Origin of the sequence: Robertmurraya korlensis NBRC 107688, assembly GCF_001591645.1 — a bacterium.
GTDB lineage: Bacteria > Bacillota > Bacilli > Bacillales > Cytobacillaceae > Robertmurraya_A.
This window is the reverse complement of record NZ_BCVH01000001.1, coordinates 278773-302409: the sequence shown is the minus strand read 5'-3', so window position 1 is coordinate 302409 and position 23637 is coordinate 278773. Positions and strand designations below refer to the sequence as shown.

The window sequence follows — 23637 nt, the reverse complement described above, 5'->3', positions numbered from 1 at the left end:
TAAATAAATTTACTTAATGTATATTACTTCCTTGTAGCCACTTTCCAACACTACCAGATTCAATCATATCCCCATTTTCAAAAATTAACTTCCCTCGGTTATATGTCGCGGTTACTTGACATGGAAAGGTATGCCCTAAGTAAAGACTTTGTTTATGTTTGGCGAAGAAATTATCCTCTGTTACTGTAAGATTCTCCATAGATACAATCGCAAAATCAGCATCCATTCCTACTTGAATACTTCCTTTTGAATGCAGATGAAATCGTTTTGCGGGTGCTGCTGAGGTCCATTCTGCTATCCTTGTAAAAGGAATATTATGATTGATTGCTAACTCAATCATCGATAATAGCGTAAATTGTCCACCGCTAATTCCTCCCCAGGCTTCAAACAAATTATAAACAGAAGGGTCTTTCATTGAATAAGGACAAGGGGAATGGTCAGACGATATCATATCAAACTTTCCTTCTATTAATAATTGTATAAGTCTTTCTTGTTCCTTTTTCTCCCTTAATGGTGGAGCACATTTGGCAATAGCCCCTTTCTCCACAAGAGCCTGATGAGAAAATAATAAATAATGAGGACAGGTCTCAACCGTAATATCTATTCCAGCTAATTTTGCTGCTTCAATGTTGTTTATCGCTGCTTCACTACTTATATGAACAAAATGCAACGCGCATCCAGTGAGCTTTGCATAGGCTATAGCCCGATCCACCGCCTCTGCTTCTGCGATGATCGGACGGGACTCAAGGTAATCGTTAGGACTGACTAACCCCTTTTGCTGTTTCTCCCTCATTAGCCAGTTGGTTATCGGGGCACTTTCCGCATGTAACGCTAGAATCTTTCCTAAAGAAGCAATTTCTTTCATTCCGTTTAACAGTGTATACTCATCAGATCTTTCGAATTCATCATTGCCTGTATCTGATAGAAAGGCTTTAAAACCGATAGCTCCATATTCTGCAAGCCCTTTTAAATCTTTTTCATTATTAGGGACTAGCCCACCCCATAAGGCAAAATCAACTACGGACTTACTTTGTCCGATCACTGCCTTTTCTTGTAAAGCTCTGTCATTAATAGTGGAGGGAATTCCATTTAACGGCATGTCAAAATAAGTTGTACAACCGCCAGCAGCCAACATTTTAGAGCCAGTCTCAAATCCTTCCCAATGCTCCCGACCTGGTTCACTAAAATGAACATGTACATCGATCATACCAGGAAAAATATACATCCCTGTTGCATCCCGCTCCTCTAGTGCCGATGCATCTATACCAGCTTCAATTCTTACAATGACACCATCTTTAACTGCTATGTCTGTTTGTGTTACTTCATTTGACAATACGACAAAGCCATTACGAATCAATAGATCATATTCAGTCATGCACCGTCACCTCTACTATAACTTTAGCAAACTTTGATTCTCACTCGTATATACGTCTAAGCAAGCCTGCAACGCATCTCCCCGATGAACATTCACACCGTGCCGGATTAAAACCGCTTCAAGCGCTCCAAGTACGGCAAGGACATTTTCTTTGCGACAGCTAAATCCCATGGTGCCAATTCTCCAAATTTTCCCGTGAAGAGGACCAAAGGAGGAAGCAATTTCAATACTAAATGCTTCAAGTAGCATGTTCCTAACCGATTCACCGTCTACCCCATTCGGAATTTCGATACAAGTCACACATGGAAGTTTATGCTGAGAATCACCAAAAAGCTTTAACCCCATTGCCTCTAGTCCCGCAATTAACGCCCTTTCATGAAACTGATGCCGAGTAAATCGCTCCTCTAGACCTTCTAACAATACAAGCCTTAAACCTTCATGCAAAGCATATATCATTGAGGTTGCCTCCGTATGATGATTAAGTCTTCGCGGACCCCAATAATCCTGAATCATACTTAAATCAAAATAATTACTTGCAATGGAATTCTTACTTCTGGTGTACTTCAAATCTTCCTTGGTTGCAATTCCACGCTCCACCTTTTTCCGTGCGTATAATATGCTTTCGATCCGCTCGTTATACGTAATGGGAGCCATTCCAGAAGGAACGGATAAGCATTTTTGAGTACCACCAATAATACCATCTATGAACCATTCATCGGTTTTAACCTCCACCCCACCGATAGAGGCAACAGCATCTACTACAAGTAGTACATCTCTTTCTCGACAAGCCTTTCCAATCTCTTCAAGCGGCTGCAATCTACCAGTTGAAGTCTCCCCATGAACAATGGCCACAACCTTGGGTGACACTTTATCAATCTCTTTAATTACTTCCGTGGGATCAAACACTTCTCCCCAAGGACACTCTATTGAATAAACATCTGCTCCATACCTTTCACAAATTTCCACTAACAAATGGCCGAATCTACCATAGATCGGGACTAACACCCGATCTCCCGGTTCAATGATGCTACAAAGAATCGCCTCATTTCCGGATCTAGAGGTACCATCAATAGGAAATGCCCATTCGTTCTTTGTTTGAAAAACTTGGCGAAGCATTTCCATTACCTCATTCATAATGCCTGTAAAAGCTGGATCAAATTGTCCCAAAATGGGTGTACTCATCGCACGTAATACTCGAGGATCCACTTCAACCGGACCTGGTGTCATAATCGTACGCATCGGTGTATGCAACTGAGAGAAAACCAACATTATCACTCCTTTAATAAGCCAATTTATATAAAACCTCCGTTAATAACTCGATACCGGTCTCCAAATCTTCTAAATTTGTATATTCCTTTGGTGAATGACTAATTCCACCTCGACTAGGTACAAACAATAAGGAAGTCGGGCAAGCCCCCCCAAACACCTGGGCGTCATGCCCAGCCCCGCTGATCATTTTTTGGAAACGAAATTGTTTTTTTTCTGCAATCTCACTTGCCCACTCACACATTTCTTCATCCATCTTAACTGGCTTAACATCCATCCATTGCAAAATATCAATGGCTATATTTAAAACATCAGAGATACGTTTGAATTCTGTAAAAATACTCTGACAATATTGGTCTATAATCTTTTCCTCATGATGACGTATATCAAGACTAAATTCTACTTCGCCAGCTACTACATTCGGTACATTCGGTTTTACGTTTAATCTTCCCACTGTAGCAACTAACATTGGGTCGGTATGCTTAGCTTTTTCCGTTAAGAAAGAGATTAAATGAGAAGCAGTACTAACTGCATCCTTCCGAAAATTCATAGGGGTTGTACCTGCATGATTACTTTCACCTTTGATACAGATCGTATAACGACGCTGCCCCACGATATGGGTAACAATACCAATTTGATTTTGATTTCTTTCGAGAATCATTCCCTGTTCAATATGAATTTCAACAAATCGCTCTATATCTGTACGAACCGGTGATGAATACAATTTCGGATCAAAGCCCACTTGTGTCATCGCATCTAAAAATGAAATACCCTCCCCATCCTTTATATTTTCTACTTTAGTGAGATTATAAGCTCCACTAATATTCCTAGACCCCCAAAAGGTTAAAGGGAAGCGACTTCCCTCTTCTTCGCATAACGACACCACTTCTACCGTTTTTTTAGGATTTCCATACTTATGTAACAGCCTTAACGCAGCTAGTAAGCTTGCAATAATACCGTATGCACCATCATACTTGCCACCGTCTACTACCGTATCTATATGAGAGCCTGTCAATATCGTTTTGTTATTTCCTTCCGTACCTGGTAACCTACCAAATAAGTTTCCCACACTATCAAAATAGGTATGAAACTTCATTTGGTCCATCATACTCTTCAATTCCAACTGGGCTTCTAGCCAGGCAGATGAATATAGAAGTCTTGTTACTCCCCCGTTTTCTGTTTCTCCGATAGAAGCAAGCCATTCAATCATTGCACCCACTTTCCCATCTTCTACTAATTGTTTATTAACTTGAATGGCCATCCCCTTCACTCCCTATAAAATAAAAACCATGTTATTTTTCTTCACATGAATACGTTATATAATTAGTTTACATACTTTCCAACTAAACATCATTAGCGTATTTGTAAAATTAACAATAGATTTTTATGCAAAATGACTAAATTGTGCTAAAATTAAACGAAATATACTAAATATTCTGCATGTTACATGGAAGGAATGTTCCCATTGAAGGTATCCCAACTCTTAACCGTTCCGAATTTAAATGGAATGAATATAATAGCCGGGCAATCAGGAATTGAACGTGAAGTAACGTCTGTTAACATGATGGATGCTCCCGATATTATCCATTACTTAAACAAGAATGAGTTCCTTATCACTACTGCTTATCATTTCAAGGATCAACCCCATATGCTTACCGAATTAGTTGAAGCTATGGCTAAACAAAGCTGTGCTGGGTTAGGAATAAAAACCAAACGATTCTTAGATAACATACCAGATGAAGTAATCCAACTAGCTGACCAACTTTCATTACCAGTTATTGAACTTCCGTTACATTTATCACTAGGAGAAATAGTGAACCACACTTTACGAGCCATTCTTGATCAACGCTCGTCAGAATTAACATTCGCTCTTGAAACTCATAAGCAATTTACAAAAATAATTATGGAAGGTAAAGGAATCGGTCTACTACTACAGGATTTATCACGTATGATCCAACGACCTGTACAATTAATCGATCAGCATTTTAAATCAATTTTTCATGAAGAACCAATTGAGAAACTTCCTTTATTACTTGATGGAAAAACGCTCCCTCCACCAACTACGTCTCCCACCTCTTTTTCCATTGCTTCAACAAGAGATACCTATACTATATTTCCTATACACATTAGCGAAAGAAAAAAAGGGTATCTTTTGATAAACGGTGAGGTTGAAAAAACAGATCACCTGACTTCATTAACAATTGAACAAGCAACAAATGTCATTTCTTTTTCTTTAATGAAAGACAGTGCTTTAAAACAACAAGATAGAAGCATCCGAAACGACTTTTTCCTTCACTTTTTAGATGGTACATTCTCTTCTCAAGAAGAAATTATCGGTCGAGCAACAGAATTCTCGTTAAAAAATGAGCAGCAGTACATTTGTGTAGTCGGTAAAATTGATGGTGATAACTATCTACCTACCTATGCTAAGCGACATGAACAAACAGACTTTATTTATGATTTCATTGAGGATGAAGTCTTTACTATGAGTCCAAAAATACACTTCTTTACAAAAGGCGAGTCTTGTATTCTTTTATTTGAAGCAGAAGAACACATGACGCATCCAAGTACTTGCTGCGAATCCATTCTAGTTCAGCTTCAGGAAAGAGTTCTTAAATACTATGAAAATACCATCTCGTTCGGAATGAGTAATTTGTGCCACACTTTCTTGTATGTTAAAGATGCCTATAAAGATGCTTTGGATGCTTTATCACAAGGGAATTTATCAAAGCGGACCGGTTACATTCAAAACTTCCAAACAAAAGACGTAACCGAATTGTTACGTACGGTTCCACAAGATGATTTAAAAAACTTTTATTCTTTCGCCTTAAGCAGATTAACGAATATTAAAATAGAAGAAGAACAAACCTTACTCGAGACATTGTCTGTATATTTAGAAACACACTGCCAAATTTCAGAAACTGCGAAAAGATTATTCATCCACAGAAACACCGTCGTTTACCGTATTGAAAAATGCGAAGAAATCCTTGGAAAAAGCTTAAAAGATTCTGAAACAACCTTACAAATAAGGATAGCTTTACGAATTAGAGCCTTGTTACAAAACTAAAAACCCCTTCAAAAAACTTAAGTGTCGGCTTGAGTTTTTTATTTTTTATATAAAATGAATAAGGTAAGACTGAATTTTTAGTCAATTTAAACAATGACAGAAGGTGAAATATTGATTATGATGTAATTATTCATAACAAATAATGTTATATTTTATCACATAAAGTGAAAGGAGAAAATTTATGTACACTATTGATCAAATAAATGATACGAATCTTGAGGAATTTAAAACCATCATGAATGGCATTTTTGAGCATTCCCCATGGATTCCTCAAATAGCTTTCAGCAAAAAACCTTTTACCTCCTTACACCACCTTCACCAAAACATGGTCGAGGTTGTAAAACACACCTCAAAAGAGGAACAACTAACCCTTATTAAAGCTCATCCTAATTTAGGAGAACGGATTGCGATGACAAGTCATTCCACCCAGGAACAAAACGGCGCCGGGTTACAAAATCTCACCAACGATGAGTATGAGCAATTTACTAAAATAAATCATGAGTATATGGAAAAGTTTGGTTTTCCGTTCATTTTAGCCGTTCACGGAAAGAACAAGCATGAAATATACCAAGCGATGAAAACACGAATTTCTTCAAATAAAGAGCTAGAATTTGAAACAGCTTTAAATGAAATATACAAAATTGCCCTTCTTCGCTTAGAAGAGATTATTAAATGAAAGGATGATATTTTATGAGTTTAGATGCTTTAAACCTTCAAGTGAAAAAAGATCTATCTTATCTTTCTTACGGGGGTAGCGACTGGGTTCAGCCCTATAGTCATTCCGACGGACACGTCTACGATGTAATCATTGTTGGAGGTGGACAAAGCGGCTTAGGCACTGCCTTCGCACTATTAAAAGAACGGATATCGAATATTCTTGTTATTGACGAAAATTCCGAAGGCTTTGAAGGGCCCTGGAAAACGTACGCTCGAATGGTAACATTGAGAACACCTAAGCAATTAACCTCTGTTGACCTAGGCATCCCCTCCCTCACGTTTCGTTCATGGTGGGAAGCACAATTCGGACAAAAAAGCTGGGACGACATTGATAAAATTCCTAGAGGAGATTGGATGAATTATTTACGATGGTACCGCCAAGTACTCCAACTTCCTGTCATTAACGAAGCAAAGCTTACATTAATCGAACCTACTCAAGAAGGAATTCATCAGCTTCATATCGAAGGAAAAGGCGCACCAACTAACAAACTATTAACCAGAAAAGTCATACTCGCCACCGGGATACAAGGCGGGGGTGAGTGGCATGTTCCTCCAATGATTTCTGAAAATTTACCTAAGCAACTTTACGCGCATACATCAGAACCAATCGATTTTAAAGGTTTAAAAGGGAAGAAGATTGCCATTTTAGGCGGGGGTGCCTCCGCCTTTGATAATGCTAATTTCGCTCTTACAGAAGGTGTAGCAGAAGCACATGTATTCGTTAGGAGAAAGGAACTCCCAAGAATTAATCCGATTCGCCAAATGGAATCATCAGGCATGATTGAACGCTTTCACTCTTTAACAGATTCAAATAAATATAAAATCATTTCTCACTTTTTTAAACATAATCAACCACCGACGAACGATACATTTGCTCGTGCATCATCCCACCCTGGCTTTAACCTCCACCTAGACTCTCCGTGGCTTCATGTCGAACCAAGTAACGTCGGAGCGAAAATCACCACACCAAATGGAACATTCCATTTTGATTTTTTAATTATCAGTACAGGACTACTAACCGATCCAGCTTTTCGCCCAGAGTTAAAACTTGTTGAAAAGCATATTGCCAGATGGGAAGATCGATATCAACCTACAGAGGAGGAAGCAAACCCAATACTCGACGCACACCCTTATTTAAGTCCTGGTTTCGCATTCTTAAGCCGTGATGAAAATGGAGAAAAATTATTACACGGAATATTCGCTTTTAATTATTCCGCTTTAATTAGTTGCGGAATTTCCGCCTCCGCACTTTCTGGTATGAAGTTCGGGATTCCTAAACTCGTTTCCGCTGTAGCCGACCAACTTTTTTTAGATGATCAGGAAAAAATACTGACAAATTTCTTCAATTATAAAGAAGTAGAATTTACAGGAGATTGGGAGAACGAAAGAGAATTAGTTGCAACGACAAAACACACAGATACAGAAAAGGAGACACAATGACAGGTCTAACTACACATATTTTAGATTTAACTCTCGGACTACCAGCAAGTAACGTAACCATTGAACTCTATTTTCAAGAAGAAAGTTCAACAGAATGGACCCCTCTAAAAACCGCTGTAACAAATGAAGATGGGAGACTCGATTCCCCCTTCTTATCTGAGAAAGAATTAAAAGCAGGTTCTTATGAGTTAGTTTTTCACATCGGTAGTTATTTTCGTAGCAAGAACATCAACTTACCTAATCCACCATTTTTAGATAAGATACCTGTACGCTGCAATATCGTAGACATCCCAGGACATTATCATGTTCCACTACTCGTCTCCCCGTGGGGTTACCAAGTTTATAGAGGAAGTTAACCACCACTAACCACCTACTTATATTTAGTAGGTGGTTTACTTATTTCTTTCTTTCATACATAAATATCCCTGAGTAGTTTTACCACTCAGGGACTTGTATTTCTATTTACTACACAGTCCCTATTGTAACTCCTAGTTCCTTTAACCACCTACGATAGGCTACGGATAGGATGTCAACTTTATGGTTTAGTTCCGCTTGTAAATCTAGCGGAAGTAATTCTGGTTTTTGAGTTTCGATGATCCAAGCATCCTGTCGAAATACAGTGTCCTGGAATTTAATAAAGTCTGCATCTGACACTTCAAAACCGTAATTTCTGGATACCACCATATATACCTTACACTCTTTTTCACTTAACGGTAGTACCGTAAGCAAGATCCATAGAGTTTGTCCGGTATCTGCATCTCGCTTAGATAATCGAGCAGACATAGGGCGAAACACTTCTTTTATATACACGTAAGTAGTTCCTTCTCGAGCCTCAGAACCAGAATGTGCCACCGGCTGAAATATCGGTACTTCAGAGGTGAAAATTCGATCTTTCTCTTTTGTGATCGTAAAGTCAGGAAGCTCAGCATAATCAGGATGCCCTAATAAACCACCATGAACATACATCAAATGAGCAAAATCAGTAAAGTTTTCTACTACACGCGTTCCTGCCGCTCTTACATCATAAGGACCACAAACCAGAGGCTTACGCGTTGGATCTTCAAATTCTTCTAAGTACGGTAATTCCTTTGAAGGTTCACCCAAACAAACCCAGACTAACCCATATTTCTCTTGACAATGATATACCTCCGCTTTAGCTCTTTCCGGTATCTTCATATCCTTACTTTGCGCTGGAATACTTACACATTTTCCTTCATCATCATATTTCCAGCCATGATATGGGCAAACAAGGCAATCATCGACAACATATCCCTCAGAAAGCATCGCTCCTCTATGAATACACAGATCCCTAAAAGAATGAACACCTTTTTTTGAACGATAAATAGAAACCCTTTCTCCCATCACGATGACTCCAACTGGCTTATCTGTTAATTCACTAGAAATATAGACAGGGTGCCATTCGTTTTCCAATACCGCATCTTGCAATCTACCTTCTACAACTAGCGTCACACATACCCTCTCCCCTCTAGTTCTTTACTCCGTTAAAAACTCAGTTGTGAATATCTCTTTTTCGTCAAACGTTTCTTCTAGTATTTTTAATTCGTTTAACTGGTCAATCAGAGTTGCCCAGCGCTCTTCTGTCATATAACCAACTCCATAGTCCGCTGCATCCCCACCATATACAAACTCACTTTGAGCCTCTGCTTCAAACTTCAATGATTCCAACTCAATATCCGGGTTATCTTTCTGAATCACTTTGTTGATATCCTCATATGAATCTCTGTAAAGATTCCAACCCTCAACAAACGCAGTAGTAAATGATTTCACCGTTTCTTTATTTTCCTCTAAATAATCCTTCGTTACATATAACACAATATTGTAGGGGTCATAACCAGAATCAGAAATTAGCTTCGTTTCTACTTCTACCCCATCTAATTTCATAAAATATGGTTCAGACGTTACAAATGCTTGGGTAACAGAATTCTTATCAGCTATAAAATTCCCATGTTGACCTGTATGAGCTAATTCTTCTACCTTACTCAAATCGTATTGTGTCTTTAAATACTCCCAGTAAACAATTCCAGGCTGCACAAAGACTTTTCTGCCATTCAACTCGTCAAAATCTTCAATTCTTTGACCCTTATGGAACATAAACGCTTGCGGACTACCTTGCATAGCAGCAGCTACAGCAACTAGTTCAATTCCCTCATTTCTAGCATTTACTATTTGATCCGCATGAGCTAGACCAAATTCAGCCTTTCCTGAAGCTACCATATTAATAGAAGAAACTTGCGGTCCTCCCGGTTCAATTGTCACATTCAAACCACGTTCTTCAAATAATCCATTTTCACGTGCCGCGTACACTCCACCGTGTTGAGCTTTTGCAAACCAATTAAGGACAACCTTGACATCTTTCACTTCCTCTTCATCAGCCCCACTTCCCTCACTTGTAGAGCTACTTGACTCCGTGTTACCACAAGCAGCTAATAGCAACAACATAACCATCCCCACCAAAAGATACCTCATCCTCTTGAATGCTTCCATTTGCCTTCTCCCCTTCTTCTCTTTTTCTTTATTTTTCAACCTTCATCGATGACTCGTGCCACGATTTAAGCATGAATCTCGAAACCAAGCTTACTAGAAGGTAAAAACCAATTCCAAATATCGCACCGGCAATGGCACATGCAAATAAATATGGGGTTTTTAATTGCACAGCAGCTACAGTAATGGCATACCCTAAACCACCTCTGCCTCCACCAATCCCTGCAATAAACTCTCCTGTTATCGCACCAACAATCGCCAATGTACACGAAATTTTTAACCCAGACATCATATACGGCATAGCAGCTGGAATCCGAAGTTTCCACATCGTTTGCCATTTAGAAGCATTATATAGTGAAAATAAATCACCCATATTTTCATCAACTGAATTTAAACCCATCAATGTGTTTGATACAACCGGGAAAAAGCCAATTAAAAATGAAATAATCACGATTGAGTTAAACCCAGATCCAAACCAAATCACTATAATCGGAGCAATCGCTACAACCGGAATCGTCTGTAAAATAACCGCGTACGGATAAAGACTTACTTCTAATATCCTAGAACTAGCTAACAAAATCGAGATCCAGATTCCTACGATTGCACTAATGATAAACCCAATTACCGATTCAGTAACTGTAACTTGAATAGCCGGCCAGAGTAAATGCCAGTCATCAATTGCCGCTTGTAATACATCTGTCGGTTTCGGAAGAATAAATGGTTTCATATCAAAGACGATCGGGATTGATTGCCACAAAGAAAGAAAAATTACTAAAGCGATGATTGGCCCAAAAACGGTTCCCTTAACCTTCCCTCGAAATTTCTTTTCATCCATTTCCCTTGATTCAACTACCAATTCACTTCGATTCGTTGTTGCTGTTTGACTGGTCATCCCTACCCCAACTCCTTTCGATTCAAGCTATACTCAAGGCTTTGAGAAGCTAAATCAACATACTCTGTAAAGGTACTAGTTACCCTATCTCTCGGATATGGCAAATCTACATCAATAAGGGAAGACAATCTTCCAGGACGAGCTGACATAACTGCGATTTGGGAGGATAGATATACCGCTTCATATACATTATGAGTAACAAATAAAATTGTCGTCCGTTCTTTTTTCCATATGTCTAATAAATCCATTTGCAGAGATTGTCTTGTCATTTCATCTAATGCAGCAAACGGTTCATCCATTAAAAGCAACTTCGGTTTAGCAGCTAGAGCACGGGCAATCGAAACTCTCATTTTCATCCCACCCGAAAGCTGTCTCGGGTAGGATTTTAAGTAGTCTTTTAACCCAACCATTTCTAGAACTCTCATAGCTATTTCTTTTCTAGTATTTTTATTAGATCCTCTTAACTCTAGAGGGAGCACCACATTATCAAGGACCGTTCTCCAAGGTAATAAATTCGAATCCTGAAATACGTAAGCAATATCATTCGAATTACGAATAAGTTCCTTCGGGTTTTGCCCAAACACCTCTACCTTGCCTTTTGTCGCTTCTCCCAGACCCGCAACCATTCTTAAAGCGGTTGACTTCCCACAGCCAGAAGGACCTAGAAAACTAATAAACTCACCCTCATGAATAGACAAGTCCAATTGACTTAACGCCACCGTGCCCGTGTTGTAGATTTTATCCACACCCTTAAAAGATACTACCTCTTTTTGCATGGCCCCCATTACAACTCCTCCTTCTACTTTCAAGACTGCAACTCACCCTAATATGTAATATTATTTAACAATGATTAATAAATGACTCATCTTAACCCTTTTGAAAACTCAATATGTTATAAAAGATAACATACAATGTGATATAAACTCATTATATAGTTTTCAGATTAATTTGACATTAGCTAACATTTACAAACTTATCATTTCTTTTTAGTTACTTTAACCAAAGCTCTAAATCATAGTTTACAAAGGCAGAAATTAACGAATGACAATAATAAACCCCAGTGTACATACACTGGGGTTTAGCTTACTTATTTTTAATCTATTAACTTAGGAAAATGGCGCCTGCTGCTAACCCTCCAACTATTACAAAGGCAGGGTGCACCTTCCACCTTTGGATGAGCAAAAGACTTACAATAGCAATCACAAAGGTTGGCCATAAACCATTTGAAGAGTAGGAGGTTCGGAAAAAATCAAAAGTAAGACTGGCCATCAAAACAGCTACTGCTGGCAGGACAAACATTGATAATCTTTTTACTTTCGGCGAATCTTTGTACTTGAATATCAACCTTAGTAGGACAATCATGATAAATAATGAAGGGGCAATCGTAGCGAGAACGCCCGCAACCGCACCAAGCACTCCCCCTACTTCATAACCAATATAACCAGCCATTTTAGTCGCGATTGGTCCAGGTAACGAATTTCCCAATGCTAATACTTCACTAAATTCACTTGTCGTCATCCAACCATAACGACTAACCACTTCATGTTCAATTAAGGGAATGGAAGCCGGGCCGCCTCCATATCCAATAATACCAGGAATGAAAAATGCAATGAAAATTTGTTTGTAGATCATAGACTCTCACTATTTCCTTTGACTTTAATTTCTATTTTTTCCTTCTTTTCAGACATGGTAACTGCTATAACTAATAGTCCTCCTATAACAATTCCTGGGTGGACACTTAAAATTTCCATCACGATAAAGCTTCCTAACAGAAGAAAAACGCCCTTCTTCCAGCCAAATCCTTTTTTTGTTTTTTTAATAAAATCCCAGGTTAACGTGGCCATCATGACTCCAACAATAGGGACGACCCCATTAGTCATTCCTTCAACCCTTGGATGATCCTTTACTTTATTAAGTGAAGTTAATAAAAATAGCATTAATAGAATGGTTGGTAGGACAGTAGCAATTACAGCATTAAACATCCCCCTAATCCCTCCCACCCGGTAACCTATATATCCTGCCATTTTCGTTGCTATCGGTCCCGGGAGAGAATTCCCTAACGCCAATACATCACTAAACTCCTGATCATTCATCCATTTAAATGTCCCCACCACCTCTTTATGTACAAGAGGAATCGTAGAGGGACCACCACCAAACCCTAACATCCCTGACCTAAAAAATGCGATAAAAATATCCCATTGTAGTCTCATATTATAGTACACCTACTTTCTGTAGTCGGGCTACGTACATTCTTTCGCTAGTAACCAAGTGCCACACCATCCCCACGCGGGTCTGCACCACCATACCTTATCTTGCTATCCGGATGGATTAATATCGCACCTGCATGACCCATAACATCACTAAAATCAGAAACTCTCTCCAGTTCATGCCCTCTGTCCTTTAGTTCTTCACAGATATCACTAGAGATTCTTCCTTCTATTTTCACACTATTAGATTCAGCCCCCCATGTACGGCCATATAACCATCTTGGAGCTTCAATAGCGGCTTGGACGGGATAGTGATAATCAATTATCCTTGTGACTATTGCAGCCTGGGTTTGCGGCTGTCCTTCTCCTCCCATCGTCCCATACACCAAATATGGGTCCCCTCCTTTAAACAGCATCGCAGGATTGAGAGTATGGTAGGTTCTCTTTTTTGGTTGAAGACTATTCACATCATTTTCATTTAGAGAAAAGTAGCTTCCTCTATTTTGTAAGACAATTCCTGTATTCTTAGGGATAAAACCAGACCCGTACTCATGGTAAATGCTTTGTATAAGTGATACAGAATTTCCGTGGCGATCAACTACACCAAGCCACACCGTATCTCCCTTTGGATCCAACTGCTTCTCAAATTGATTACTTTTATTAAATATAATTTTACGAGCCAGCTCTTTTCCTCGTTTTGAGGAAAGAAGCTCCTCTACCGGGATATGTGAGAAGTCAGGGTCTGTTAGGTATTGATCACGATCCTCAAAAGCTAGTTTAGTAGCTTCAATCAGCAAGTGATAATAATCGGATGAACCCTCTGTCAAAGAAGGTACGTCAAAATGATTTAATATATTTAAAATGGACAACGAAGCAAAACCTTGTGTATTAGGAGGCAGATTATACACAGTGTGTCCGCGATAATCTACCGAAATAGGTTCAACCCAATCGGATCGATGGGAAGCAAAGTCATAAGTTCTTAATATTCCTCCATGTGCGATAAGGTCTTCCGTGATATCCTTGGCCAACGTCCCCTTATAAAACAAGTTGCTCCCATCTTCAGCTATTCCCTCTAAAGTGCTTGCTAAATCCGGTTGCTTCATTACATCCCCCGCGCAGTAGGAAAGACCATTTGATTTTGTAAATATCTTTTTAAATTCAGAGTATCTCTGCAAGTGCCTTAACTGATTGTCGGCTTCATCAAGATTCACGCGGGTCCAATATTCCTGACTAGGAGTAACAGGATACCCTTCTTTAGCATAGTGAATAGAAGATGTAAGCAAGTCTTTCCATCGAAAACACCCTCTCATATTTTCGGCTGAATATCGAAAGGCCTTCTCAAAGCCCGCAACAGCACCCGGAATAGTATTGGCAGCTAAAGCTCCTCTAGATGGGATGTTTTCAAATCCTTGCTTCTTGTAAAAATCAATCGTTGCAAGTTCACCAGAACGACCACTGCTATTTAACGCTTTCAGTTCTTTTGTGTGGGAATTATAAATTAACCAAAAATTATCACCACCTATACCGTTCATATGTGGATATACAACACCGATAGTGGACGCAGCTGCAATGGCCGCTTCTATAGCGTTCCCTCCCTCCTGCAGCACTTTCATACCTGCTTGCGAGGCTAAATAATGAGGAGTGGTAATCATACCATTCGATGCCATAGTGGTAGGGCGATAGGAAGAATATAAAGATTGATACATAGCGTAACCCCTCCATAGAAATTCATTAATTCCTAGAATCTACTAAATTTATGTAGTCACTTCCGCTATAAATTTAATGGACATCACCAATTATCGTTAATTTATTTGTTAATTGTTGTACCCAACGTAATAATTTTAAATCTGAATGGTGATTCGCGATGAAGGATAGCCCAATAGGAATTCCATTCTCTTTTACTAAAGGAATTGTCACTTGCGGAAACCCAGCCAGTCCTGCTATACAAGTCAGTTTCATTGTATTGGTACGGTATTGTTCCATTTCTTCAACCGATAAATTTCGCTTTGGTGCCTCCCCCGGGGTAGTTGGTATAACTAAAAGCCCATTTCTATTTAACAAGGCTGACAGTTGACCCTTTATTTTCTCTCTTTGCTTCTCATAATCACATAGGTATTCTTTATTCAGTGTACTTGCCCATTGAAAACGTTCAGAAATCCCTGGACCAAAGGAAGGTTTCACACTGTTTATCCAATCCCCATGTTCCTGCCAAATCTCGATACCTTGGATATTCCTGAATAAATCCGCCCAGTTTGCCAGTCCACCCTTTGTAAGGTTCACATATTGTGTGCTAAAGTTTTCTTTTAAAATCTCAATAATCTTTAGGTAACTATCTTTTGTTTGGTTATCTACATATGACCATGCTTCATTTTCAAAAAACAAAGAGGGAAATCCCTCCTGATCATTCGTTCCTTCATGTATAAGAACCTCGCCTACTGCAAGCAGTAAGTTTGGGTCTCTTGTCATCCAGCCAACAGTATCAAAGGTTTTGGCAAGAGGAATTACTCCTTTACTACCAACAACCCCATGTGTCGGCCTGAAACCAAATATCCCACAATAAGATGAAGGAACACGAATGGAACCTCCTGTATCAGTCCCAAGTGCAAAATCCACTAACCTAGCAGCTACCGCCACAGCAGAACCACTTGAAGATCCACCAGGTATACGATTTGCCGACCTTGGATTAACTGGTGTCCCATAATGAAAATTTTCGCCGTTCAAGCTGTACATTAATTCATCGGTATGAGTCGTGCCTTTAAGGCAGGCTCCTTGCTCTAACAGTTGGTTAATAATAGGTGCGTGTCCCTTAGAAGCCTGATGAGACTGTAACCAATCCGGATTCCCCGCACTGCTCCGATAACCCTTAATATCAAAGACATCCTTTACACCAAAGGAAAGTCCTTTTAATGGACCTGATTCCGTTTGTTTAATATTTAGGTGGTCGTTTATAAACGCATTCCAGTTGTCATCCATACCCTTTTCCTCCTTCAGGATGTTCCTTTCTATGTCAGCTTTCATCACATTTCCTTTTTATTATAGTTTGATTATTCTATCAAGTCATTGGCATTTCAACTAAATATTTATTCCCTTTTAGTCAAAATAACCAAATCAAATAAGGTAAATCCTTAAATAAAATAAAAAAAACGGCCACATGAGGCCGAATTACCATTTCCAATGATTAATTAGTTTTCCCTTTTGTTGAAAACATTTTTCTTTAGGTATTATGTTAGACACAGTGAGGATAAGTGAAGGTACTTTTTCAACATTAAAAACGATGATTCCTTCTTCTTCACTTTTAATAAGAAAGGACTGGCCATGCGCATAAGATGGGAGAAGATTTCCTAACTGAATAATCCAATTCACTATTGTTAACTGTACATCTTTTGGAATTTGGATATTGGGAGAGAATCGTAAAATCCAATCCTCTTTATCAATGGAAAATCGGTACATGTCCTCACCCTCATATTTCAAATTTACCTTCTAAAAATATATGCTAGAGCTTACACCTTATTCGTCGTTTACGACTTTCTCAATATTTAACTCACGATTCAATTTGAGATCAATGATACGATCATTTACCTGGACAAGGGTACGGAGAGGATCATACCGATCAACCATTATAATTTTCCCCACACTACCGTCACTCAACATAACTGATCGACCAATAATACTATCCATCAATTTATAGAGGAATAAAAGCGTAATATTAGCATCCAACATTCCGAATGCATGATCTTGAAGCTGTCTTAAGACCGTATAAAAAGGCAAAGGCTCTTGATAAGAACGTCTAGATAACATCGCATGAAACATATCAGCTATCGCAACAATTTTTGAATATAGATCAATTTGATTGCTTACAAGCCCCTTTGGATATCCTCTTCCGTCCTCCCTCTCATGATGATGAAGAGCCACGAGAGCCACCCGGTCACTTAATTGATCTACTTTACGAAGGATTTCATACCCATAGCTAGTATGAAGCTGTATCTCCTCGTATTCTTCCTTCGTAAGCTTTCCTTTCTTATTTAAGATAGTAGGGTCAATTCTTGTTTTACCAATATCATGCAAGGTTGCTCCCATAGCCAATTCTGTCAGTTCTTCTTCAGAGAGCTTTAACCATTTCCCAATCATCAAAGAGATGATTCCAACTCCTATGGTATGTCTGTATGTATATTCTTCCATTTTATTTAGATCATAAAATAAATAATATATATGAGGGATTTCTGAAGCTTGAGATATAACAGGAAGGATTTCTTTTTCTATATTACTTAAACTTAATTCTTCACCAAGCATTAACTTTGAAAAAATCAGTTCCACTTTTTTTGATGCTTCATTGATCTTGGAGGTAATCATCTTTATTGCTTCTTTATTCGAGTAGCCATACTTTATCTGCTCTTTAGCTTTGTTGCTAAAATTCTCGAGAATGTCATCAATCTCTTGAACAGTTAAATGCTCTGTCTCCATTGCTCATCCCTCTTCTTCTATTAAGGATATGAATCTATTTAAATCATATCAAATTCCTTTATAGTAGAATAGGTATTTTTTCCATTTTTAAATATGAGATCCTAATAGGTGGAAAGTCTTTCAAAATGAGTGAAATTCTAGCTCTAATTTATTGACTATTCACATATTTTTCGTGTATATTAGAATCATCATTAATCAGAATATATTTCCTTACTTGTTACATATAGTTAAATATGTTCGGTTTGATGGTAATATATACTTGGGGACCTTATGTGTCTTGAAAGGCTTAGGAGGAAAAGTTTATATGCAAAACGGTAAAGTAAAATGGTTCAACAATGAAAAGGGCTTTGGATTTATCGAAGTTGAAGGTGGAGACGATGTATTCGTACACTTCTCAGCAATCCAAGGTGAGGGCTTTAAGTCATTAGAAGAAGGTCAAGAAGTTTCTTTTGAAATCGTTGAAGGAAACCGTGGACCACAAGCTTCTAACGTAGTTAAGCTATAATCCAATATAATACTAGCAGGCTGGCTTATTGCCAGCCTTTATTTATTTGTTTAGTCAAGAAAGCCTTTTCCCCATATCTTTAATTTTTTCCCCTACCGTACAGCTAGTAATACAAAATCGATGGGCGTATCTTCTCCCCTTTTCATCTTTGTGATGCTTATGTAGGAAACACTCCTTACAATATCGTACCATCAACTCTTCCACTTCTCTTAATATTTGTTGCCTACCCAGCATAATCCCCACCTTTTATTAAATCACCTGCATTTTACTATGTATAGACTTCCCTTCTAAAGCCTGAGTGGCCAATTTGTCACTCTCTTTATTATCTTTTCTGGAGATGGCTTCATAACGAGGGAGTAATCCTAATTTTTTTATTTTCTCTTCAATCCGATCAAGCCACCGATTCAAATTTTCCTCGTAGCACGGCCATTCTCCTTCCAATTGTTTTAATACCACCTGTGAATCTCCTTTAATATCACAAGGGAGTTTAGTGACTCCGAGTTCCTCTAGTAAGTCAAGGGCAAAGTACAAAGCTGCATATTCCGCTTCATTATTTGTCTCCATCTCATCAATTACTTCATTTGCACGAAGACGGAATTTCTTTTTTCCTTGTTTATAATAAATGACCGCGCCAATACCAGCACGATTGCTGTTTATGTCATGTCCCCCGTCAAAGTAGACTATGACATCATGAGGTTCTTCCTCAATTTCTTCGGTTAACTTTTTCATTTCCTTAAGTGTCCAAGTTGAGCCCATCTCGTCATGAAACTCTAGATCAAACACTTTTCCTGTTTTTTCAAGCTCCTCACCTGCTATTATCGCATCCTCAGCTGCCAAAAAATTGTTTGAAGTTAAAGCCAATGGGTCAATATTTTTGATCCGATATTTATACTCTAATTTATATTTCATGCTTTTCATCCTCTCTTTATGCGTTGCTGCTTTTCACATTCAAAGGTACTATTTATTTTACGTTTTTACATAGGATGTTTTTATCATTTCCTTTTTAAAGGAAAAATTACAAAAGATAGTCATTTTTAATCTGTGACTCTTTTTTTCTGGCCATTCATATGTTTATTTTAAAAATATGTTAAACTAGCTTATACTATGTAAAAATATCGTTTATTGGAGGAAATCAATGATTGAAGTATACATAGATGGTGCTAGTGCTGGCAACCCAGGACCTAGTGGTGCTGGTATCTTTATTAAAGCGAATGGCAAAGTAGAACGATATTCCATCCCATTAGGTGTAATGAGCAATCACGAAGCTGAATATTATGCTTTTATTGAAGCATTAAAAATATGTAAAAAGAATGGATTTAGAGTACTCTCCTTTCGAACGGACTCGGAACTTGTAAACCGAGGAGTTGAAAAGGAATTCGTAAAAAACAAGCAATATGCTCCCTTACTCGAGGAGGCATTATCTCTTACAAAAGAATTTGATTTATTTTTTATGAAATGGATACCAAGTATAGAAAATAAAACAGCAGATGAACTTGCTCGAGCTGCTATCCGAAAAAACGAATGATCAAGGAGAACGAGGATATATGAAAAAGTCTTTATTCGCAGATATCAGTTTACTTATGGTTGCCCTTGTGTGGGGTTCAACCTTTGTTCTCGTTCAAAATGCAATTGCAACCCTTCCGCCAAATGCGTTTAATGCCATCCGCTTTTTTCTTGCTGCATTCATTCTTGGAGGATGGTTACTTGTATTTGAAAGAAAACAACTTCAACAACTGAATCGTTCAATTATTACGTCCGGTCTATTACTTGGGGGATGGCTATTTTCAGGATACGCTTTCCAGACAGTTGGACTGCTTTATACCTCTTCCTCTAAAGCTGGTTTCATTACTGGGTTAAGTGTAGTACTTGTTCCGCTTTTTTCTCTTTTATTGTTGAAACAAAAACCATCAAGAAATGCTATTATCGGAGTGAGCATCGCAACTATTGGATTATATCTACTTACTTTAACAGATATGACTTCATTAAATCGAGGAGATGCGCTTGTTCTAGCCTGTGCCATCGGTTTTGCTATGCATATCATCTTTACTGGGAGATATAGTGATAAATTCCCCACCTTGTTGCTGACCGTTATTCAGATTTTTACAGTGTCTATTTTGTCAGGTTTGTTAGCATTATTAACTGAGGATTATTCTTTAGCCTTTCGGATAGATATCCTTCTGGAAAAGAACGTATTAATCGCTTTAATCATTACTTCTGTTTTTGCAACGGCCATCGCCTTTTTTGCTCAAACAAGCTTTCAAAAATATACGACGCCAACAAGGGTAGCCTTGATCTTTGCGATGGAGCCTGTATTTGCTGCAATAACCGCATATGTTTGGGCAAATGAAAGATTAACACCCCATGCATTACTTGGCTGTTTCTGTATTTTTGCTGGGATGATCTTTGCGGAACTACCAATGAAGAAAAAACCTTCTATTAGCAAGGATGAAAAACAAGTTATATAAAAAAAGCGTGTGGGATCACACGCTTTTTTTATATTGTCAGGAGCTCGGCTTCTCTAATAAAATCATAAGCCTCTTTTTTTGTTTTGATTGAATTTGACACAAGCCATTCAAGAAGAGACACATAAAAGCTACCATCAAAGCTTTTTTGGGCCTTAAGGGTGACTTCAATTGCCACATTAGCTAGTTCATCTGAAGCACCGGTATAATTTTTACCAAAATAAATAAAGCCAATCGCATCATCCTTTAGAAGGAATCCTTTGTCTAATAAATGACTTACATACTCTTCCGTGCTCAAGTTTCTCTACACTCCCTATGATTGCTTCACATCTTCTTGATTTTATCTCATCAATCGACATTTTTCTATCTATTTCTATCCATCCAATAGCCTAAAGTCCCAGTTAACACCCCAAGAAGCGCTCCACCAACTACTTCTTCTGGCTGATGACCAAGCATTTCCTTCAACTTATCTGGGGATTTTTCTTCAAAATGCACTGGTTTTTCATGATTCACCTTATCCATTAGATCATCCAAGTCATTTACTTTTAAGGTTAGCTCACCGGTTTGTCTTCTAATCCCCTGTGCATCATACATAACAATTAATCCATAAACAAGAGATAGGGCAAAATCAATGGTTGGAAGACCACGCTTTAGTGCAATATATGTGGTTAATGAAGCCACACCAGCGGAATGCGAACTAGGCATCCCACCTGTTTGAAAAAACAGATCTGGCCTGAACTCCTTCTCCCTAAAATAATGAATGGGAATTTTTAATCCCTGTGCTAACACTATACTTGAAAGTGCTATATAAACACCTTTATTCACATTCTCTCACCTCCTTTTTATTGTGAAGAAAGGTGAGTGAGATTATACAAATAGGCAATAATATTATCGTAAAATGTAATAACCTTTTACTTATAGGAGGGTTGACATATGGGACAAAAAAAGCGAAATAATCGAGGAACAAAAGCAGGCGGAGTAAATCCCCAAGGATTTGGTCAAGATGCTGATTTTACACCGAATCCAAAGAGTGAGTTAGAAAATAGAGCAAAAAAAAGCAATACGAAGATATAATAAACCGTATTAAAAGCTGCCCTTATACAGGGCAGCCTCTACTTACGCTAGTATTTGTTGGTCTGGCAATAAACGATCCAATCCTCGAAACTCAACCTCTTTAAATTTCGAGAGAACCTTCTCGTGATTAAATTGGAATATCGAATCCTCATGTGAGAATGATACGGGAACATCGCATTTGATCTCGGCAAGCTTTCTGCTTAAATAAAGCATCTCTAGGTCTTGCTCAATTTTTGTTTTTTGCCCTTTTGTAAGCAATTGCAAATTGGAAATAATCCCTTCTACATGCTCAAATTGCTGTACTAGCTTAAGGGCTGTTTTTTCACCGATTCCTTTTACACCCGGGTAATTGTCACTAGGGTCTCCCATTAGTGCCTTTACATCTACCATTTGTTTAGGAAGGATTCCCTTCTCTGTATAGAAAGAATCGGGGGTATGAACGGCATAATTCCCAAATCCTTTTTGAAGTAAAATGACCTTAATGCGTTCATCTAACAATTGAAGAATATCACGATCTCCTGTTAAAATACTAATTTCAAAATCGTCCTTTGAAGACTTCGCAATGGTTCCGATACAGTCGTCTGCTTCATACCCTTCTAACCCGATATTAGGGATGTCGAATGCAGCAACCACTTCCTTAACTAGATCAAATTGTGGAATTAATTCGACTGGGGCATCTGAGCGATTGGCCTTATACTCTGTAAACATTTCATTTCGGAATGTTTTACTTCCCATATCCCAACAAACAGCTACGTGACTTGGCTTAAAAGTCGATATCGCTGTTAAAAAATGCTTCACAAAACCATGAACACCGTTTGTTGGTATCCCTTTAGAATTTATCATAAATTGACCCGATACACTTGTTGCAAAAAACGCACGAAATAACAGTGCCATTCCATCAACAAGTAATAGGGAACGATTAGTAGTTTCACTTGTCATTTAGGAGGCCTCCTCTAAAAGCATAATTCCCATTATAACACGAAATTCGGATAGCAAAGATGGTATTGTTTTCATTATTGCGTTCTCTTCACTTCAATCCCCTGCTTTTCTAACTCATAGTAAATAGCCAGTTTTGCCTTCCTAACATTTTCATTTAACAAAAAGCTATAACTCTTATTATTTGAAAAGGTGAGGGTAAGTTTCCCGCTACTCATAATTCCATTTTTGACAATTGATTGTTCTTCTGCGGAAGTGATGTCCTCCCATATGTATTTCTCATCTTGAAAGCTAAAAAAACGATTTATAACAATGCCTGATTGATTTGCAGAATGATATTGATTAAGACTTAATAAAAAGATCATCACACTAAGAACATACCCTAATGTTATAAACCCCTTTATTCCCCTAGTCATCTTATCTTTATAAATAGCAATGGCTGTGACTATTAACATCGTAGCCACGAGAAGGATTGCAGCTATAAAGGCATAATAGGCCATCTTAGGTGGTTCAAAAAACCATTCACCATTTGGTTGGTAAAGTAAAAATTGGATAGGCGCAAGGAAAAATAGAGCAATAAAGATAGAACCAAGGATTAGAATAATGGCTACCGGAACTAACATTTGAGTAAAATCAGTTTTTTTCTTTTTCGTAACAGTATAACCACTAGAAATCATATGTACCCCCGAAGAATTAGAATTTTTTTACAATTCTAATTATACCCATACAAATT

27 protein-coding genes are annotated in these 23637 nt (G+C 38.2%); 8 read left to right on the top strand and 19 right to left on the bottom strand.

Going from position 1 to position 23637, the window contains the following annotated elements; genetic code table 11:
- Positions 1 to 13: 13 nt before the first annotated feature.
- From BKO01S_RS01510 to allC, 3 genes are read right to left on the bottom strand one after another with little or no spacing between them, the layout of a single operon-like run.
- On the bottom strand, positions 14 to 1375 hold the full coding sequence (locus BKO01S_RS01510) for an allantoinase (RefSeq protein WP_066047751.1): 1362 nt from the start codon (positions 1373 to 1375) through the stop codon (positions 14 to 16).
- A gap of 15 nt (positions 1376 to 1390) precedes the next feature.
- On the bottom strand, positions 1391 to 2644 hold the full coding sequence (locus tag BKO01S_RS01505; RefSeq protein WP_066047748.1) for a pyridoxal-phosphate-dependent aminotransferase family protein: 1254 nt from the start codon (positions 2642 to 2644) through the stop codon (positions 1391 to 1393).
- Positions 2645 to 2654: 10 nt separating this feature from the next.
- Positions 2655 to 3902 (bottom strand): allantoate deiminase, encoded by a 1248-nt coding sequence (allC, locus tag BKO01S_RS01500; protein WP_066047747.1) that lies wholly within the window; start codon positions 3900 to 3902, stop codon positions 2655 to 2657.
- 204 nt (positions 3903 to 4106) lie between these two features.
- Here allC and BKO01S_RS01495 point away from each other — a divergent pair, with 204 nt between their 5' ends.
- From BKO01S_RS01495 to uraH, 4 genes are all read left to right on the top strand, one after another.
- Positions 4107 to 5708, top strand: coding sequence for a PucR family transcriptional regulator (locus tag BKO01S_RS01495; protein WP_066047745.1), 1602 nt, complete (start codon positions 4107 to 4109; stop codon positions 5706 to 5708).
- Positions 5709 to 5889: 181 nt separating this feature from the next.
- Positions 5890 to 6384 (top strand): 2-oxo-4-hydroxy-4-carboxy-5-ureidoimidazoline decarboxylase, encoded by a 495-nt coding sequence (gene uraD, locus BKO01S_RS01490; protein WP_066047742.1) that lies wholly within the window; start codon positions 5890 to 5892, stop codon positions 6382 to 6384.
- Between the two features lie 14 nt (positions 6385 to 6398).
- Entirely contained in the window at positions 6399 to 7865 is a 1467-nt protein-coding gene (locus BKO01S_RS01485; protein WP_066047740.1) for an NAD(P)-binding domain-containing protein, read from the top strand.
- Positions 7862 to 8221, top strand: a complete 360-nt coding sequence (gene uraH / locus BKO01S_RS01480) for a hydroxyisourate hydrolase (protein WP_066047738.1) — start codon at positions 7862 to 7864, stop codon at positions 8219 to 8221. The genes BKO01S_RS01485 and uraH overlap by 4 nt, the downstream gene beginning before the upstream one ends.
- Before the next feature lie 109 nt (positions 8222 to 8330).
- Here the strand turns inward: uraH and BKO01S_RS01475 are convergent, their stop codons facing one another.
- The 10 genes from BKO01S_RS01475 to BKO01S_RS01430 form a co-directional block, all read right to left on the bottom strand.
- On the bottom strand, positions 8331 to 9335 hold the full coding sequence (locus BKO01S_RS01475) for an aromatic ring-hydroxylating dioxygenase subunit alpha (RefSeq protein ID WP_066047736.1): 1005 nt from the start codon (positions 9333 to 9335) through the stop codon (positions 8331 to 8333).
- A gap of 24 nt (positions 9336 to 9359) precedes the next feature.
- Positions 9360 to 10370, bottom strand: a complete 1011-nt coding sequence (locus BKO01S_RS01470; protein WP_066047735.1) for an ABC transporter substrate-binding protein — start codon at positions 10368 to 10370, stop codon at positions 9360 to 9362.
- Positions 10371 to 10398: 28 nt separating this feature from the next.
- Positions 10399 to 11259 carry an ABC transporter permease gene (locus BKO01S_RS01465; RefSeq protein WP_066047734.1) on the bottom strand — a complete coding sequence of 287 codons (861 nt, stop codon included), beginning with the start codon at positions 11257 to 11259 and terminating at the stop codon, positions 10399 to 10401.
- A 2-nt stretch (positions 11260 to 11261) separates the two neighbouring features.
- A complete protein-coding gene (locus BKO01S_RS01460) occupies positions 11262 to 12044 on the bottom strand; it encodes an ABC transporter ATP-binding protein (protein WP_066047732.1) in 783 nt (260 codons plus the stop codon).
- 316 nt (positions 12045 to 12360) lie between these two features.
- Positions 12361 to 12891, bottom strand: coding sequence for a chromate transporter (locus BKO01S_RS01455; RefSeq protein ID WP_066047730.1), 531 nt, complete (start codon positions 12889 to 12891; stop codon positions 12361 to 12363).
- Complete coding sequence (locus BKO01S_RS01450; protein ID WP_066047728.1) at positions 12888 to 13469, bottom strand: chromate transporter; 582 nt, start codon at positions 13467 to 13469, stop codon at positions 12888 to 12890. Before BKO01S_RS01450 ends, BKO01S_RS01455 begins: the two co-directional genes overlap by 4 nt.
- Before the next feature lie 47 nt (positions 13470 to 13516).
- A complete protein-coding gene (ggt, locus tag BKO01S_RS01445) occupies positions 13517 to 15172 on the bottom strand; it encodes a gamma-glutamyltransferase (protein WP_066047726.1) in 1656 nt (551 codons plus the stop codon).
- A 73-nt stretch (positions 15173 to 15245) separates the two neighbouring features.
- Positions 15246 to 16439, bottom strand: a complete 1194-nt coding sequence (locus BKO01S_RS01440; protein WP_066047724.1) for an amidase — start codon at positions 16437 to 16439, stop codon at positions 15246 to 15248.
- A 189-nt stretch (positions 16440 to 16628) separates the two neighbouring features.
- Positions 16629 to 16937 carry a hypothetical protein gene (locus BKO01S_RS01435; RefSeq protein ID WP_232311136.1) on the bottom strand — a complete coding sequence of 103 codons (309 nt, stop codon included), beginning with the start codon at positions 16935 to 16937 and terminating at the stop codon, positions 16629 to 16631.
- A gap of 36 nt (positions 16938 to 16973) precedes the next feature.
- Positions 16974 to 17927, bottom strand: a complete 954-nt coding sequence (locus tag BKO01S_RS01430) for an HD-GYP domain-containing protein (protein WP_066047722.1) — start codon at positions 17925 to 17927, stop codon at positions 16974 to 16976.
- A 304-nt stretch (positions 17928 to 18231) separates the two neighbouring features.
- On the opposite strand from BKO01S_RS01430, the gene cspD reads away from it, so the two are divergent.
- Positions 18232 to 18432, top strand: a complete 201-nt coding sequence (cspD, locus tag BKO01S_RS01425; protein ID WP_066047720.1) for a cold-shock protein CspD — start codon at positions 18232 to 18234, stop codon at positions 18430 to 18432.
- A gap of 54 nt (positions 18433 to 18486) precedes the next feature.
- Here cspD and BKO01S_RS01420 read toward each other — a convergent pair whose 3' ends face one another.
- Together BKO01S_RS01420 and BKO01S_RS01415 are read right to left on the bottom strand one after the other, a co-directional pair.
- Complete coding sequence (locus BKO01S_RS01420) at positions 18487 to 18666, bottom strand: zinc-finger domain-containing protein (protein ID WP_066047718.1); 180 nt, start codon at positions 18664 to 18666, stop codon at positions 18487 to 18489.
- A gap of 15 nt (positions 18667 to 18681) precedes the next feature.
- A complete protein-coding gene (locus BKO01S_RS01415) occupies positions 18682 to 19341 on the bottom strand; it encodes a reverse transcriptase-like protein (RefSeq protein WP_066047716.1) in 660 nt (219 codons plus the stop codon).
- 226 nt (positions 19342 to 19567) lie between these two features.
- Here BKO01S_RS01415 and BKO01S_RS01410 point away from each other — a divergent pair, with 226 nt between their 5' ends.
- Positions 19568 to 19957: a reverse transcriptase-like protein gene (locus BKO01S_RS01410; RefSeq protein ID WP_066047714.1), complete on the top strand. Its 390-nt coding sequence runs from the start codon at positions 19568 to 19570 to the stop codon at positions 19955 to 19957.
- Between the two features lie 19 nt (positions 19958 to 19976).
- Entirely contained in the window at positions 19977 to 20897 is a 921-nt protein-coding gene (locus BKO01S_RS01405; RefSeq protein WP_066047712.1) for a DMT family transporter, read from the top strand.
- 28 nt (positions 20898 to 20925) lie between these two features.
- Here the strand turns inward: BKO01S_RS01405 and BKO01S_RS01400 are convergent, their stop codons facing one another.
- Together BKO01S_RS01400 and BKO01S_RS01395 are read right to left on the bottom strand one after the other, a co-directional pair.
- On the bottom strand, positions 20926 to 21192 hold the full coding sequence (locus BKO01S_RS01400; protein WP_066047709.1) for a DUF6123 family protein: 267 nt from the start codon (positions 21190 to 21192) through the stop codon (positions 20926 to 20928).
- 65 nt (positions 21193 to 21257) lie between these two features.
- Positions 21258 to 21719, bottom strand: coding sequence for a divergent PAP2 family protein (locus tag BKO01S_RS01395; RefSeq protein ID WP_066047708.1), 462 nt, complete (start codon positions 21717 to 21719; stop codon positions 21258 to 21260).
- Positions 21720 to 21827: 108 nt separating this feature from the next.
- Here BKO01S_RS01395 and sspL point away from each other — a divergent pair, with 108 nt between their 5' ends.
- Positions 21828 to 21968 carry a small, acid-soluble spore protein L gene (gene sspL / locus BKO01S_RS01390; protein ID WP_066047706.1) on the top strand — a complete coding sequence of 47 codons (141 nt, stop codon included), beginning with the start codon at positions 21828 to 21830 and terminating at the stop codon, positions 21966 to 21968.
- Positions 21969 to 22010: 42 nt separating this feature from the next.
- Here sspL and BKO01S_RS01385 read toward each other — a convergent pair whose 3' ends face one another.
- Both BKO01S_RS01385 and BKO01S_RS01380 read right to left on the bottom strand, forming a co-directional pair.
- Positions 22011 to 22907 (bottom strand): 5'-3' exonuclease, encoded by an 897-nt coding sequence (locus BKO01S_RS01385; protein ID WP_066047704.1) that lies wholly within the window; start codon positions 22905 to 22907, stop codon positions 22011 to 22013.
- Positions 22908 to 22981: 74 nt separating this feature from the next.
- Complete coding sequence (locus BKO01S_RS01380; RefSeq protein WP_066047703.1) at positions 22982 to 23581, bottom strand: hypothetical protein; 600 nt, start codon at positions 23579 to 23581, stop codon at positions 22982 to 22984.
- Between the last annotated feature and the right edge of the window lie 56 nt (positions 23582 to 23637).

Excerpts from the sequence above, each read along its gene's own strand:
- BKO01S_RS01510 (WP_066047751.1), bottom strand. The coding sequence starts at position 1,375 with ATGACTGAATATGATCTATTGATTCGTAATGGCTTTGTCGTATTGTCA.
- BKO01S_RS01505 (WP_066047748.1), bottom strand. The coding sequence starts at position 2,644 with ATGTTGGTTTTCTCTCAGTTGCATACACCGATGCGTACGATTATGACA.
- allC (WP_066047747.1), bottom strand. The coding sequence starts at position 3,902 with ATGGCCATTCAAGTTAATAAACAATTAGTAGAAGATGGGAAAGTGGGT.
- uraD (WP_066047742.1), top strand. The coding sequence starts at position 5,890 with ATGTACACTATTGATCAAATAAATGATACGAATCTTGAGGAATTTAAA.
- BKO01S_RS01485 (WP_066047740.1), top strand. The coding sequence starts at position 6,399 with ATGAGTTTAGATGCTTTAAACCTTCAAGTGAAAAAAGATCTATCTTAT.
- uraH (WP_066047738.1), top strand. The coding sequence starts at position 7,862 with ATGACAGGTCTAACTACACATATTTTAGATTTAACTCTCGGACTACCA.
- BKO01S_RS01470 (WP_066047735.1), bottom strand. The coding sequence starts at position 10,370 with ATGGAAGCATTCAAGAGGATGAGGTATCTTTTGGTGGGGATGGTTATG.
- BKO01S_RS01465 (WP_066047734.1), bottom strand. The coding sequence starts at position 11,259 with ATGACCAGTCAAACAGCAACAACGAATCGAAGTGAATTGGTAGTTGAA.
- BKO01S_RS01460 (WP_066047732.1), bottom strand. The coding sequence starts at position 12,044 with ATGGGGGCCATGCAAAAAGAGGTAGTATCTTTTAAGGGTGTGGATAAA.
- BKO01S_RS01455 (WP_066047730.1), bottom strand. The coding sequence starts at position 12,891 with ATGATCTACAAACAAATTTTCATTGCATTTTTCATTCCTGGTATTATT.
- BKO01S_RS01450 (WP_066047728.1), bottom strand. The coding sequence starts at position 13,469 with ATGAGACTACAATGGGATATTTTTATCGCATTTTTTAGGTCAGGGATG.
- ggt (WP_066047726.1), bottom strand. The coding sequence starts at position 15,172 with ATGTATCAATCTTTATATTCTTCCTATCGCCCTACCACTATGGCATCG.
- BKO01S_RS01440 (WP_066047724.1), bottom strand. The coding sequence starts at position 16,439 with ATGGATGACAACTGGAATGCGTTTATAAACGACCACCTAAATATTAAA.
- BKO01S_RS01430 (WP_066047722.1), bottom strand. The coding sequence starts at position 17,927 with ATGGAGACAGAGCATTTAACTGTTCAAGAGATTGATGACATTCTCGAG.
- cspD (WP_066047720.1), top strand. The coding sequence starts at position 18,232 with ATGCAAAACGGTAAAGTAAAATGGTTCAACAATGAAAAGGGCTTTGGA.
- BKO01S_RS01420 (WP_066047718.1), bottom strand. The coding sequence starts at position 18,666 with ATGCTGGGTAGGCAACAAATATTAAGAGAAGTGGAAGAGTTGATGGTA.
- BKO01S_RS01415 (WP_066047716.1), bottom strand. The coding sequence starts at position 19,341 with ATGAAATATAAATTAGAGTATAAATATCGGATCAAAAATATTGACCCA.
- BKO01S_RS01410 (WP_066047714.1), top strand. The coding sequence starts at position 19,568 with ATGATTGAAGTATACATAGATGGTGCTAGTGCTGGCAACCCAGGACCT.
- BKO01S_RS01405 (WP_066047712.1), top strand. The coding sequence starts at position 19,977 with ATGAAAAAGTCTTTATTCGCAGATATCAGTTTACTTATGGTTGCCCTT.
- sspL (WP_066047706.1), top strand. The coding sequence starts at position 21,828 with ATGGGACAAAAAAAGCGAAATAATCGAGGAACAAAAGCAGGCGGAGTA.
- BKO01S_RS01385 (WP_066047704.1), bottom strand. The coding sequence starts at position 22,907 with ATGACAAGTGAAACTACTAATCGTTCCCTATTACTTGTTGATGGAATG.
- BKO01S_RS01380 (WP_066047703.1), bottom strand. The coding sequence starts at position 23,581 with ATGATTTCTAGTGGTTATACTGTTACGAAAAAGAAAAAAACTGATTTT.